Here is a 14008-nt window from a genome sequence, read left to right on the forward strand (position 1 = left end):
CCCCGAGCCGGTTGCCGCCGCCGCTGTTGAGGAACGTGATCGCGGCAGCTGCCGCCACGGCCAGGTCGCGCTTCTCGCAGCCCACGGTGCCGAAATCGAGGCTCGCCGACATGTCGACCACCAGCCACGTCTCCAGCTCACGGTCGGCGATCATCTGCCGGACGTGGGGGTGCGTGGTGCGCGCCGTGACGGCCCAGTCCATCCTCCGGACGTCGTCACCGGGCTGGTACTCGCGCGATTCGCCCGGCTCGGAGCCCGGTCCCGGGATCAGCCCGAGATGGTCACCGTGCAGGACGCCGTCGAGCTTGCGCTTGACCGTCAGCTCGAGTTGCCTCAGCGCCGCCGCCAGCTTCGGGTCGACGATCTGCCCGCGCTGCATCGAGGGCGGGTGTGGCACCGCCGGCTGCTTGGGGTCGGTCACCGACCGCTAGCCGCGCCGGCGGGCTGCATCACCGGGGGCACCGACTGCCCCTGCTGCGGAACGGCGTTGACCTGAGGCAGGGCGACCGTCTGCAGGATCCGGTTGATGACGATCTCCGACGAGATCTCGTCGGCGAGCGCGTCGTAGGTGAGCACCAGGCGGTGCCGCAGCACGTCGGGAATGACATCGACGACATCCTGCGGAATCACGTAGTCGCGGCCACGCACCAGCGCCAGCGAGCGGGACGCGGCGATGATGCCCAGCGAGGCGCGCGGGGACGCACCGAACGAGATCCACGTCTTGACGTCGTTCATGCCAAGCTGCTCGGGATGGCGGGTGGCGGTCACGACGCGCACCACGTAGTCGACCAGCGCGTGGTGCACGAAGCCGTTAGCCGCGATGTCCTGCAGCCGCAACAAGTCGCCGGTGTTGAGGATCTGCTTGGGCTCGGGCGGCCGCACACCCATCCGGTAGATGATCTCCCGCTCTTCTTCGGGCGACGGGTAGCCGACGTTGATCTTGAACAGGAAGCGGTCCCGCTGGGCCTCGGGGAGCGGGTACACGCCCTCGTGCTCGATCGGGTTCTGGGTGGCCATCACCAGGAACGGGTTGGGCAATGGGAACCTCTTGCCGCCGATCGACACTTGGCGTTCCTGCATGACCTCCAGCAACGCCGACTGCACCTTGGCAGGCGCACGGTTGATCTCGTCGGCGAGCAGGAAGTTCACCACCACCGGGCCGAGCTCGGTGTCGAACTCCTCCTTGCCCTGCCGGTAGATGCGGGTACCGATGATGTCGGTGGGCACCAGGTCGGGCGTGAACTGGATGCGGGCGAACGTGCCGCCCACCACCTTGGCGAAGGTCTCGACGGCCAGGGTCTTGGCCACACCTGGGACACCTTCGAGCAACACGTGGCCCTTGGAGAGCAGGCCGACCAGCATCCGCTCGACGAGCTGGTCCTGGCCGACGATGATCCGCTTGACCTCGAAGATGGCCCGCTCCAGCGTGTGCACCTCCGCGGCCAGGCCATTACCACCGCCCGACGGCGCCTCATGGGCCGGCGAGCCGGCAGGACCACCCGGGCCCGAGTAACCGCTGGCGCCCTGAGGCGGCCCACCTGCTGCTGTCATCAATAACCCTCCACAGCTCATTCGGACACGACTGCTTGCACCACCACTGTCGTGGGGCCGCGACGTGCCCGCGTCCAACTATTCCAGGCCCGCCGGATTCCGTCGACGCTGGTGGTTCGCCCCCGGCATCCAGCCGGGCGACCCGCCCAGCAACGAACCTGGATCAGTACTCGATGATCCTAGTCAGGAACGGCGTCATGCCGGGCTTGCGAACCGGGCTGACGGTGACGTGACCGGCGAGGCTGGACGCCTCCAGCATCTGGCCGTTGCCCAGATACATCGTCACGTGCTGGCCGCCGTTCGGGCCGTAGAAGATCAGGTCGCCGCGCCGCGCCTGGTCGGGTGGGATGTGCCGGCCGGCGTTGTACTGGTCACCGGAGAACCGGGGAATCAGGACGCCGACGCCGGCGAAGCCGTACCGCATCAGGCCCGAGCAGTCGAAACCGGTGATGTTCGCGCCGTCGCCGACGCCCTTGCTCGGGCCGTCCAGCGAGCCACCGCCCCACGAGTAGGGCACGCCCATCTGCGAGCCCATCCGCTTGATGACGTACTCGATTGCCTGACGGCCGTAGACCCGCGGGATCTTGCCGCCCGGGTTGGTGGGGCTTGCCGCAGTGGGAGCGGGATCCCCCAGGATGTTGATTCCGAGGCCGCCCAGGAACTGCCTGCCCAGGTCCATCGTCGTTTGGGTCGCCAGGGCGGTGGCCTGCAGCGACGCGTTGGCGACGGCGAGCGGGTCGCCTGGGGCGCCCGCGCTGATCGTCGCCGGCAGGGTGGGGTCCCAGGCGCCGGGGTCGGCCACGGCGACGGGCGCCGGGGCGGCGACCGACAACATCAGCCCGGTCACCACGGTGGTGATCCAGGCGAGGTTGATCAGGCGAATCCGCTTGCGGCGCATGGCTCCCCGTTCGATTTTCATTCGTTCACCACTCGATGTAGCGGACCACGTAGGGCGTCATGCCGCTGGTGCGCACCGGCGCGACGCGGACCTTCAGCCCGATATCGGGGGCCTCGAGCATTTGCCCGTCGCCGAGGTAGATCGTGACGTGCTGGCTGCCGCCGGGGCCGTAGAAGATGACGTCGCCGCGGCGCATCTGCGAGGACGGGATCTTGCGGCCCAGGTTGTACTGCGAGCCCGAGTAGTGCGGCAGCTTGATGCCCACCCCGGCGAACGAGTACAGGACCAGGCCCGAGCAGTCGAAGCCGGTGATGCCGGCGCCCGAGTCGATGCCCTTGCTGGGCCCGGCGGCGTTGCCGCCGCCCCAGGAGTACGGCACGCCGATCTGCGACATGCCGCGCCGGATCACGTATTCGGTGGCCTGCCGGCCGTACACCCGCGGGATCCGCCCGGAAGTCCCGCCGGGGGCGGCATTGGTGATGCCTGTGTCGTCGGGCTTGAGGATGCCGAGCTGCTGCAGGAAGTTGCGGCCCAGTCCGGCGGTGACCTGCGTCGAGGTGGCCGAGATCCCCAGCACCTGGTTGATGACCGCGATCGGGTCGCCGGGGACGTTGGCGCTCGGGATCATCGGCAGGGTCGGGTCCCAGGCGCCGTCCCAGCGGCGGGCCCCGGTGTGCGGCGCCGGCGCCCCGGGCGAGCCGGTCTCCCATCGGTCGCCCGAGCTCGGGGTGGCGGGACCGCCCGGGCCGGTCGACCACTGCCGTTGGGCGGCTTCGAGTTTCGCCTGCGCCTCGTCGCGTTCGGCGGCCAGCCGGGTGACCTGTTCGCGCTGTTCGTCGAACTTGCGCTTGGAATCGGTCAGCGCCGCCACCGCGGCGTCCTGGCTGCCTTTGGCGTCGGCGGCGGCCTTGTCGGCCTTCTGCTTGGCCAGCCGAGCCGCCGATTCCTTGTTCACCTGTTCGGTTCGCGCCTGCTGCAGCCTGGTCATCACCGTTTGGGAGCTCGCGGACAGGGTCTTCGCGGCGGCCTCGGTGGCGATGATCTCGTCTGGGCTGGTGGCGGTCAGGTAGCTGCTCGACGGGCCATTCATGTAGGTGGCGGCGGCGAACGTGTCGAACCGCTGTTGCGCCGCGGCGATCGCGGTGTTGGCGTCTTTGACCGCCTGCTGGCTGGTCTCGAGGTCGCGTTGGGCCGCGGCGACGTTGTCCCGGGTGGTCTCGACGTCCACCAGGGCTTTGTTGACGCTCTCCTGTTCCGTCTGGATTTCGGCGCTCAGATTCTCCAGGCGCTGGTTCGCCTTCGCGACGTTGGCGATCAGACCGGCCAGGCTGTCGGCGGCGGGGTCACCTTGGGCGAGCCCGGGCGTACAGAGCAGCAGGGCCACGCTCACGACTGATGGCACGACCGGCCGGACGAGCCTCGCGACCGGTTGCGCAGCGGAGCCCCGGCGTGTGCGTCTCATTCGACTCAGGTCTCCTACGGCTCAACGCGACGGGCGGCGCCGGCCACAGGGCTCTCAAGAGGCGCCAAAGACAACACCAGCATCATTTGCACCGTACGTCACACTATTGGGCGTGCAAACGCTCCACAGAAATCGCACTCTTGACGTGCGTTTAATGTGACCGAACGGTGACCTGCCGGGTTTGCCGCAGCGGCCGATGAGGGAGTGGCCGGCGGGACCTGTCGCGCCGGAAAGCGGGGCTAGGCCGTGTTCGTCGGCGTCACTTCCTGCGCCCCCGCCGAATCCGACGGAGTTGCTGATCGCCTGGCGCGCAGCTGCAGGAGGCGGGTGCCGACGGCGGCCGCGAAGACCGCGAGCAGCAGGAAGATGGTGAGGCCCGTCCACGGGAATTCGTGGCCCTCGAGCTCGCCCACGAAATGCTGCGCCGAGACCACCGGGTTGCCGGTCTTGGCGATGTCCTCGCCGGCCTCCAGCGTGACCCGCGGGAATTGTGTGCTGTAGCTACCTACGTAACTCGGGCTGAGCGTCAGGACGGTCGAGTCGTGGTAGTCGGCGCCGACCACGGTCGAGATGTCGCGCAGCGGGGTGTCGTTCGGGGGGTTGTGGTCGAGCAGCACGATCTTGAGGTTGATGCCGTGTGCGCGCGCCTGGTTGACCACATCGAGCAGCTCGGGCAGGGCCGCGGCCGGCGCGCTGACGCCGTCGGCGGCAACCTGCGCCTTGATCGCGGCCATGTCGACGTCTTGCGGAATGTAGAGCGGCAGGACGAAGGATTCGTGCCCGGTCATTTCGCCTCCCTGACTAGTGCTACCGGCACCGTACGCGACGCGGGTTCGCGATCGCCCGCCCGGCGGGCGGGCCGGCCTCGCCGCAAGCCGCGCCGCCCTTGCGGTCACGACACATAAACCACGCACACGACACGCCGGCGCGGGTGTGCGAGGTTTATGTTTCGAGAGCATCCGCCCGGCGCCGCGCCCGGGCACGCGGTCACGGCGCTTCCGAGAGAGTCCGCCCCGAGGGGTTTAAACCGTCGGCCTACGCGACAAGACTGGACCTACGGGCGCCCCGCCGTAATGCAGGACAAGCGTACTGTTAAAGTAGCACCGCACCGCCGGCACGGCCCGTCGGCGGAAGAACTAAATCCTTGGGAGTTGAAGTGAGTAAAGAAGATTCTGTGAACTCGTTCGGAGCGCGCGACACCCTCAAGGTCGGCGACAAGAGTTACCAGATCTATCGTCTCGACGCCGTACCCAACACCGAGAAACTCCCCTACAGTCTCAAAGTCCTAGCCGAGAACCTGCTGCGCAACGAGGACGGCAGCAACATCACCAAAGACCACATCGAGGCCATCGCGAACTGGGATCCCAAGGCCGAACCCAGCATTGAGATCCAGTACACGCCCGCCCGGGTCGTGATGCAGGACTTCACCGGCGTGCCCTGCATCGTCGACCTGGCGACCATGCGCGAGGCGATCGGCGACCTCGGCGGCAAGGCGGAGAAGGTCAACCCGCTGGCGCCCGCCGACCTGGTGATCGATCACTCGGTGATCGCCGACCTGTTCGGCACCCCCGACTCCTTCGAGCGCAACGTCGAGATCGAGTACCAGCGCAACGGCGAGCGTTACCAGTTCTTGCGCTGGGGCCAGGGCGCTTTCCGCGACTTCAAGGTGGTGCCGCCAGGCACCGGCATCGTGCACCAGGTCAACATCGAATACCTGGCCAGCGTGGTGATGGACCGCGACGGGGTCGCCTACCCCGACACCTGCGTGGGCACCGACTCGCACACCACGATGGTCAACGGCCTGGGCGTGCTGGGCTGGGGCGTCGGCGGCATCGAGGCCGAGGCCGCGATGCTCGGTCAGCCGGTGTCGATGCTGATCCCGCGCGTCGTCGGATTCAAGCTGACCGGTGAGATCCAGGCCGGCGTCACCGCCACCGACGTGGTGCTGACCGTCACCGAGATGCTGCGCAAGCACGGCGTGGTCGGTAAGTTCGTCGAGTTCTACGGCGAGGGGGTGGCCGAGGTGCCGCTGGCCAACCGCGCCACCCTGGGCAACATGAGCCCCGAATTCGGTTCCACCGCCGCGATTTTCCCGATCGACGAGGAGACCATCTCCTACCTGCGGTTCACCGGCCGCTCCGACGAGCAGCTCGCCCTGGTCGAGGCGTACGCCAAAGAGCAGGGCATGTGGCACGACCCGAAGCACGAGCCGGCCTTCTCCGAGTACCTCGAACTCAACCTGTCCGACGTGGTGCCCTCGATCGCCGGACCGAAGCGCCCGCAGGACCGAATCGCGTTGTCCGACGCGAAATCCACGTTCCGCGCGCAGATCGGCGACTACGTCGGCGACGACCCCGACAAGAAGGAGTACTCCAAGCTCGACGAGGCCGTCGACGAGTCCTTCCCGGCCAGCGACCCCGGCGCGCTGGAGAACGGCCACGCCGACGACGCCCCGAAGTTCGAATCGGCTGCGGCACATGCCAAGGGCCGGGTGAGCAACCCGGTTCGGGTGCGCTCCGACGACCGAGGCGAGTTCGAGCTCGACCACGGCGCGGTGGTGATCGCGGCCATCACGTCGTGCACCAACACCTCCAACCCCGAGGTGATGCTGGGCGCGGCGCTGCTGGCCCGCAACGCCGTCGAGAAGGGGCTGGCGTCCAAGCCGTGGGTGAAGACCACGATGGCACCGGGCTCCCAGGTGGTCCACGACTACTACGACAAGGCCGGCCTGTGGCCGTATCTGGAGAAGCTCGGCTTCTACCTGGTCGGCTACGGCTGCACGACGTGCATCGGGAACTCCGGCCCGCTGCCCGACGAGATCTCCAAGGCGATCAACGACAACGACCTGTCGGTGTCCGCGGTGCTGTCCGGCAACCGGAACTTCGAGGGCCGCATCAACCCCGACGTGAAGATGAACTACCTGGCGTCCCCGCCGCTGGTGGTCGCCTACGCGTTGGCGGGGACCATGGACTTCGACTTCGAGTCGCAGCCGCTGGGTCAGGACAAGGACGGCAACGACGTCTTCCTGAAAGACATCTGGCCGTCGCAGAAGGACGTCTCGGACACCATCGCCTCGGCGATCAGCCAGGAGATGTTCACCAAGAACTACGCTGACGTCTTCAAGGGCGACGAGCGGTGGCGCAACCTGCCCACCCCGAGTGGCAATACGTTTGAGTGGAACCAGGATTCGACGTACGTCCGCAAGCCCCCGTACTTCGAGGGGATGGCGGCGGAGCCCGAGCCCGTCGGTGACATCACGGGCGCCCGGGTGTTGGCGCTGCTGGGCGACTCGGTGACCACCGACCACATCTCCCCCGCGGGCGCCATCAAGCCGGGCACCCCGGCCGCGCAGTACCTCGACGAGCACGGCGTCGAACGCAAGGACTACAACTCCTTCGGCTCCCGGCGCGGCAACCACGAGGTGATGATTCGCGGCACATTCGCCAACATCCGGCTGCGCAACCAGTTGCTCGACGACGTCTCGGGTGGCTACACCCGCGACTTCACCCAGGACGGTGCCCCGCAGGCGTTCATCTACGACGCGGCGCAGAACTATGCGGCGCAGAACATTCCGCTGGTGGTGCTGGGCGGCAAGGAGTACGGCTCCGGTTCGTCTCGGGACTGGGCCGCCAAGGGCACGCTGCTGCTGGGCGTGCGGGCGGTGATCGCCGAGTCGTTCGAGCGCATCCACCGCTCCAACCTGATCGGCATGGGCGTGATCCCGCTGCAGTTCCCCGAGGGCAAGTCCGCCAAGGAATTGGGGCTGGACGGCACCGAGGTGTTCGACATCACCGGCATCGAGGCGCTCAACGACGGCAAGACGCCAAAGACGGTGCACGTCAAGGCGACTAAAGATGGCAAGGACGCCGTCGAGTTCGACGCGGTGGTGCGCATCGACACGCCCGGGGAGGCCGACTACTACCGCAACGGCGGCATCCTGCAGTACGTGCTGCGCAACATGCTCAAGTCGTAGCCGTCGTCGCCTGTGCCCAAAGTCAGCGAGGATCATCTGGCGGCCCGCCGCCGCCAGATCCTCGACGGTGCCCGCCGTTGCTTCGCCGAGTACGGCTACGACAAGGCCACGGTGCGGCGGCTGGAGACGGCCATCGGGATGTCGCGTGGCGCGATCTTCCACCACTTCCGCGACAAGGACGCGCTGTTCTTCGCGCTGGCGCACGAGGATGCCGAGCGGATGGCCGACGTGGCGTCGCGCGAGGGCCTCATCCAGGTGATGCGCGACATGCTCGCCGCGCCCGACCAGTTCGACTGGCTGGCCACCAGGCTCGAGATCGCACGCAAGCTGCGCAACGACCCCGAGTTCAGCCGCGGCTGGGCGGAGCGGTCCGCGGAACTGGCGGCGGCGACAACCGACCGGTTGCGCCGGCAGAAGGAGGCGCACCGGGTGCGCGACGACGTTCCCGGCGACGTGTTGCAGTGCTATCTGGAGTTGGTGCTCGACGGCCTGGTGGCGCGGCTGGCGTCAGGCGAGGATCCGCGGCGATTGTCCGCGGTGCTCGACCTGGTGGAAAAGTCCGTGCGCCGCAACGACTCTGGCCCGCAGGAGTAGCGACGCCGCGGCGCTACACTTGTGCGGATCGCGCGGTGCGGTTCGGGCCGCCGCGGCTGCGCATCGTGGCACCCGCCTGCAGCAGCAGGCTGTGAATCGATCCGTAGGACCTGCCGGTCGAGGCGACCAGCGTGCGGATGCTGGCCCCGCCCTCGTAGGCGTTCCGTAGCTCGGACAACAACTCCTCGCGGGTCTTCTTCGACCTTTGCGGTGTCCTTTTCATGGATGTCCTCCGCGGCTGAGCACGATCGCAAGCACCTAAGAGTAGGAACCCGTCGTCGGCCGCGGGCCGATTTGGACGAAAAGCACCCGGGAGTCAGGCCAGTTCGATGAGGTCTCGGTAGTCGTCGGACCAGAAGTCCTCGGTGCCGTCGGGCAGCAGCACAACCCGTTGCGGGTCAAGCGCCTCGGCCGCGCCGGGATCGTGCGTCACGAGCACCACCGCGCCCTGGTAACTGCGCAGCGCGTCGAGCACCTGTTCGCGCGAGGCGGGATCGAGGTTGTTCGTCGGCTCGTCGAGCAGCAGAACGTTCGCCGTCGACGCCACCAGCCCGGCCAGCGCGAGCCGTGTCTTTTCGCCACCCGACAGCGTGCCCGCCGGTTGGTCGAGCTGCGGTCCGCTGAACATGAACGCGCCCAGCAGGCTTCGCAGATTCTGCTCGCCGGTGTCGGGCGCGGCGTGCCGGATGTTCTCCCACACGCTGGCGTCGTTGTCGAGGGTGTCGTGCTCCTGCGCGAAATAGCCCATCCGCAAGCCGTGGCCGGGCTCCAGCCCACCGGTGTCCGGTTGCTCGGTGCCGGCCAGCAGTCGCAGCAGCGTCGTCTTGCCGGCGCCGTTGAGGCCGAGGACCACCACCCGCGAGCCGCGGTCGATGGCCAGGTCCACGCCGGTGAACACCTCGAGCGACCCGTACGACTTGCTCAGTCCCTTGGCCACCAGCGGCGTGCGCCCGCACGGGGCGGGGGTGGGGAACTTGATGCGGGCGACCTTGTCGGCGACCCGCTCCTCGTCGAGCGCGGCCATCATCCGGTCGGCGCGACGCAGCATGTTCTGGGCGGCAACGGCTTTCGTGGCCTTGGCACCCAACTTGGCGGCCTGCGTGCGCAGCGCGGCGGCCTTGCGTTCGGCATTGGCGCGCTCACGGCGGCGCCGTTGCTCGTCGGTGGCCCGGGCGTCCAGGTACTTCTGCCAGCCCATGTTGTAGACGTCGACCTCGCCGCGCACGGCGTCGAGAAACCACACCCGGTTGACGACGTCGGCGAGCAACTCGACGTTGTGACTGATGATCACCAGCCCGCCAGTGTGGGCGCGCAGGAAATCGCGCAGCCAGCCAACCGAATCCGCGTCCAGGTGGTTGGTGGGCTCGTCGAGCAGCAGGGTGGTCTCTGAACCTGAAGCGCCCGCTCCGCCTTCCGACGCGGCGAACAGGATCCGCGCCAGCTCCACCCGGCGCCGCTGCCCGCCCGACAGCGTGCGCAGCTTCTGCGTCAGCACCCGGTCCGGCAGGCCGAGACTCGCGCAGATGCGGCTGGCCTCGCTCTCGGCTCCGTAGCCGCCCAGCGCCACGAACCGCTCCTCCAGCTGCCCGTATCGGCGAATGGCGCGGTCGCGCGCCTCGTCGTCGGCGACCTCGGCCATCAACGCCTGCTGCTTTTCCAGGTCGGTGAGCAGAACGTCCAGGCCGCGGGCCGACAACACCCGGTCGCGCGCCAGCACGTCGAGGTCGCCCTCCTTGGGATCCTGTGGCAGATAACCGATTTCACCGGCGCGCAGCACCGACCCGGCGTACGGTTCGGTCTCGCCGGCCAGGATGCGCAGGGTGGTCGTCTTGCCGGCGCCGTTGCGCCCGACCAGCCCGATCCGGTCGCCGGGCTGCACGCGCAGGTCCGGCCCTTCGGGTGAGAGCAGGATGCGCGCACCGGCGCGGACCTCGAGGTCCGTGGCAGTGATCACATCTACTCCCTGATGTCGTGGCTACTTGTCGTCGGTGAAAACCGCGGGGCGTCGCTCCGCGCGCGCGGCAACCGCTTCTTCGAAGTTGGCGGTGAGCAGACGAACGAACAGCTGACCCAAGCCTTCGGCTTGCATGTGCCCCTCCAGGCTACCGGCGTCCAGTCCACTCCACAGTGTGCGCTTGGTCAATTCGATTCCCGGCCGCGAGAACGCCGCTATCCGGGCGGCGATCGCGTAGCAGGTGTCGAGCAGCTGTTCGTCGGGCACCTGGCACGACACCAGCCCGATTCGCTCGGCCTCCTCGGCGGTGACATCGCGGCCGGTCAACATGATTTCGAATGCTCGCGACGAGCCGATCGCCCTCGGCAGGAGGTAACTAAGCCCCAGCTCGCTGGCGGTCAGGCCGTTGTTGATGCCGGCCGCGCGAAAATACGCGCCGGTCGCGGCGACCCGGATGTCGGCGGCCAGCGCCAGACACAGCCCCCCGCCGATCGCCGGGCCGTTGACCGCGGCGATGACGGGCTGATGCAGGCGGCGCAGCCCCAGGATGACCTCGTCGAGGACCTCCATGGACCGCAGCGCGTACGTGGGGCGGGTCAGGCCCTCGACGTGGGGCACCGAGCCCGCGGACTTGTGGTCCGCCCCGGAGGAGAATCCCCGGCCGGCGCCGGTCAGCACGACCACGCGCACGGAATTGTCGTACCTGACCTTCTCCAGCGCCTCTTTGAGCGGCACCATGACGTCGAACGCCATGGAATTCATTCGCTCAGGCCGATTGAGGGTTATCAGCGCGACACCGGGCCGCGGGTGCTCTACCAGTACCAGACTCACCCAAGCAACCTAGCGTGTAGCTGCGCCCCGCCCCGCGTGAGCCGCGGCGTCGGAGCTATTCGGCCTGGCCGGCCTCGGCGGCGTCGACGTCGAAAGCCTTGATTTGCTGAACCAGGTCTTCAAGCGCCGCCGGCGGCAGCGCCCCGGCCTGGTTGAACAGCAACTTGCCCTTCTTGAAGGCCATCAAGGTCGGGATGGACCGGATCTGGGCCGCGGCGGCCAGCTGCTGTTCGGCCTCGGTGTCGACCTTGGCGTGCACGATGTCGGGGTGCTTCTCCGCGGAGGCCTGGAAAGTGGGCCCGAACTGGCGGCACGGCCCGCACCAGGACGCCCAGAAATCGACGAGCACGATGTCGTTGCCCTCGATGGTTTCGTTGAACTTCTCAGCGGTGAGATCGAGTGTGGTCACGTTTGCTGTAACGCCGGGGCGCGACGTGGTGTTCCCGGGCGAGGAGCCGGCCGGGGTTGCGCGAGGCCCCCGCACCCGCTTTTCCCGGCCGCAACCGGCGGGTAACCCGCCCGCCGCCGTCCGTAGGTTACGGTTGCGTACGTTTTCCCACGTCGGAGACACTGAGCGGACGATCCGCCGCGTCGAGGGACCAGTGAGGGAATCGCGTTGGGCCATTACATCGCTAACGTCCGTGATCTCGAGTTCAACCTGTTCGAAGTGCTCGATGTGGGCGCCGTGCTGGGCACCGGGCGCTACAGCGACCTCGACGCGGAAACGGTGCGGACGATCCTGGACGAAGCCGCCCGCCTGGCCGAGGGCCCCGTCGCCGAGTCCTTCGCCTTCGCGGACCGCAACCCGCCGGTCTTCGATCCGGCCACCCACGCCATCAGCGTGGCGCCCGAATTGGCCAAGACGGTGCAGGCGATCAATGAGGCCGGCTGGTGGCGACTGATGCTGGACGAAGAAATCGGCGGCATGGCCGCCCCGCCGCCGCTGGCGTGGGGCGTCAACGAAATGATCATCTGCGCGAACCCGTCCGCGAACTTCTTCAGCCTCGGCCCGTTGATGGCGCAGGCCCTGTTCGTCGAGGGCAACGAGGAACAACGGCGCTGGGCGGCCGAGGGCGTGGAGCGCGGCTGGGCGGCCACCATGGTCCTCACCGAGCCCGACGCGGGCTCCGACGTCGGGGCCGGCCGCGCCAAGGCCATCGCGCAACCGGACGGCACCTGGCACATCGAGGGCGTCAAGCGTTTCATCTCGGGCGGCGACGTAGGCAACACCGCCGACAACATCTTCCACCTCGTGCTCGCGCGCCCCGAGGGCGCCGGCCCGGGAACCAAGGGGCTGAGCCTGTTCTACGTGCCCGAATACCTCTTCGACCCCGAAACGTTCGAACTGGGACCCCGCAACGGGGTGTTCGTCACCGGGGTGGAGCACAAGATGGGGATCAAGTCCTCCCCCACGTGTGAATTGACCTTCGGCGCAACGGATCTGCCCGCTGTCGGTTACCTCGTCGGCGACGTGCACAACGGGATCGCGCAGATGTTCACCGTGATCGAACACGCGCGCATGACGATCGGCGTCAAGGCCGCCGGCACGTTGTCCACCGGTTACCTGAACGCGCTGGCGTTCGCCAAAGAGCGGGTGCAGGGTGCCGACCTCACGCAGATGTCCGACAAGACGGCGCCGCGGGTCACGATCATCCACCACCCCGACGTGCGTCGCAGCCTGATGACGCAGAAGGCCTACGCCGAGGGTTTGCGCGCCCTGTACATGTACGCCGCCGCGCACCAGGACGACGCTGTGGCCCAACATGTTTCGGGTGCCAACCACGAGATGGCGCACCGCGTGGACGACCTGCTCCTGCCGATCGTGAAAGGCGTGAGCTCGGAACGCGCCTACGAGATCCTGACGGAATCGCTGCAGACGCTGGGCGGTTCGGGCTTTCTGCAGGACTACCCGCTGGAGCAGTACATCCGGGACTCCAAAATCGATTCGCTCTACGAGGGCACCACGGCCATCCAGGCGCTGGATTTCTTCTTCCGCAAGATCGTGCGCGACCGCGGCGAGGCCCTGCAGTTCGTGACGGCTCAGATCACCGCGACGATCGATGCGTGCGACGAGGCGCTCAAACCGCAGGCCGAGCTGCTGCAGACGGCGCTCGACGAGGTCACGGCGATGACGGGCGCGTTGACCGGGTACCTGATGTCCGCCGCCCAGCATCCCACCGAAATCTACAAAGTGGGGCTCGGATCGGTGCGGTATCTGCTCGCGGTCGGCGATCTGCTCATCGGGTGGCGGCTGCTGGTGCAGGCCGCGATCGCGCACGCCGCGCTGGCGGGCGCGGACGGGAACGACGCGGCGTTCTATCGGGGCAAGGTGGCCACGTCGGCGTTCTTCGCGAAGAACATGCTGCCCAAGCTCACGTCCCTGCGCAAAGTCATCGAGTCCATCGACGACGAGGTCATGCGCGTGCCCGACCAGGCATTCTGACCAGGCCGCATTACACACAGGTTAGCTACAGCTCCAACTGGTAATACCCATTCCGTTGGGTCCCACCACGATTGGAGAAACCTCGATGCCTGCCAGCTGTCCGACGCCCCGGCTCACCCGGTTAGCGGTCCTCACGGTCGCGGGGGTCACCACCGAGGTGGACGTCGACGTCGACGTCGTCGGGCTCGCTTTGTTGGACGAGCTGCACGCGGCGACGGACAGCGCGGTGACCCCCGCGACCGTGAGGACCGCTAACCGGGTGAGCCGGGGCGTCGGACAGCTGGCAGGCATCGAGGTTTCTC

At 67.9% G+C, this 14008-nt stretch carries 13 protein-coding genes; 4 read left to right on the forward strand and 9 right to left on the reverse strand.

The features are described from left to right. The 5 genes from A9X03_RS01720 to A9X03_RS01740 form a co-directional block, all read right to left on the reverse strand. Window positions 1-421, reverse strand: a 421-nt coding sequence (locus A9X03_RS01720) for a DUF58 domain-containing protein (protein ID WP_156746443.1), incomplete at its 3' end; no start/stop codon positions are given. Next, window positions 418-1551: a MoxR family ATPase gene (locus tag A9X03_RS01725; protein ID WP_067754041.1), complete on the reverse strand. Its 1134-nt coding sequence runs from the start codon at window positions 1549-1551 to the stop codon at window positions 418-420. The genes A9X03_RS01725 and A9X03_RS01720, both read right to left, overlap by 4 nt. Window positions 1552-1714: 163 nt before the next feature. Further along, window positions 1715-2449 (reverse strand): NlpC/P60 family peptidoglycan endopeptidase RipB, encoded by a 735-nt coding sequence (gene ripB / locus A9X03_RS01730; RefSeq protein ID WP_068259401.1) that lies wholly within the window; start codon window positions 2447-2449, stop codon window positions 1715-1717. 25 nt (window positions 2450-2474) lie between these two features. Continuing rightward, on the reverse strand, window positions 2475-3911 hold the full coding sequence (gene ripA, locus A9X03_RS01735; RefSeq protein WP_067754043.1) for an NlpC/P60 family peptidoglycan endopeptidase RipA: 1437 nt from the start codon (window positions 3909-3911) through the stop codon (window positions 2475-2477). Window positions 3912-4150: 239 nt separating this feature from the next. Next, a complete protein-coding gene (locus A9X03_RS01740) occupies window positions 4151-4699 on the reverse strand; it encodes a DUF6676 family protein (RefSeq protein ID WP_067780605.1) in 549 nt (182 codons plus the stop codon). A 368-nt stretch (window positions 4700-5067) separates the two neighbouring features. Here A9X03_RS01740 and A9X03_RS01745 point away from each other — a divergent pair, with 368 nt between their 5' ends. Next, window positions 5068-7884, forward strand: a complete 2817-nt coding sequence (locus A9X03_RS01745) for an aconitate hydratase (protein WP_197504974.1) — start codon at window positions 5068-5070, stop codon at window positions 7882-7884. A 12-nt stretch (window positions 7885-7896) separates the two neighbouring features. Continuing rightward, complete coding sequence (locus A9X03_RS01750; protein ID WP_067754056.1) at window positions 7897-8478, forward strand: TetR/AcrR family transcriptional regulator; 582 nt, start codon at window positions 7897-7899, stop codon at window positions 8476-8478. Window positions 8479-8491: 13 nt separating this feature from the next. On the opposite strand, the gene A9X03_RS01755 is transcribed toward A9X03_RS01750, so the two are convergent. The 4 genes from A9X03_RS01755 to trxA all read right to left on the reverse strand — a co-directional run bounded on the left by A9X03_RS01755 (window position 8492) and on the right by trxA (window position 11672). Next, entirely contained in the window at window positions 8492-8701 is a 210-nt protein-coding gene (locus A9X03_RS01755) for a helix-turn-helix domain-containing protein (protein WP_067754059.1), read from the reverse strand. Window positions 8702-8794: 93 nt separating this feature from the next. Next, window positions 8795-10432 (reverse strand): ABC-F family ATP-binding cassette domain-containing protein, encoded by a 1638-nt coding sequence (locus A9X03_RS01760; RefSeq protein WP_068259393.1) that lies wholly within the window; start codon window positions 10430-10432, stop codon window positions 8795-8797. A 21-nt stretch (window positions 10433-10453) separates the two neighbouring features. After that, complete coding sequence (locus A9X03_RS01765) at window positions 10454-11263, reverse strand: enoyl-CoA hydratase (protein WP_067275527.1); 810 nt, start codon at window positions 11261-11263, stop codon at window positions 10454-10456. A 55-nt stretch (window positions 11264-11318) separates the two neighbouring features. Then, entirely contained in the window at window positions 11319-11672 is a 354-nt protein-coding gene (gene trxA / locus A9X03_RS01770; RefSeq protein WP_067754068.1) for a thioredoxin, read from the reverse strand. Between the two features lie 207 nt (window positions 11673-11879). On the opposite strand from trxA, the gene A9X03_RS01775 reads away from it, so the two are divergent. After that, window positions 11880-13706 carry an acyl-CoA dehydrogenase gene (locus A9X03_RS01775; RefSeq protein ID WP_068259395.1) on the forward strand — a complete coding sequence of 609 codons (1827 nt, stop codon included), beginning with the start codon at window positions 11880-11882 and terminating at the stop codon, window positions 13704-13706. 85 nt (window positions 13707-13791) lie between these two features. Beyond that, on the forward strand, window positions 13792-14008 hold a 217-nt coding region (locus A9X03_RS01780; RefSeq protein ID WP_068259397.1), incomplete at its 3' end, for a hypothetical protein.

Origin of the sequence: Mycobacterium sp. E1715 (assembly GCF_001667625.1) — a bacterium.
Taxonomy (GTDB): Bacteria; Actinomycetota; Actinomycetes; order Mycobacteriales; family Mycobacteriaceae; genus Mycobacterium.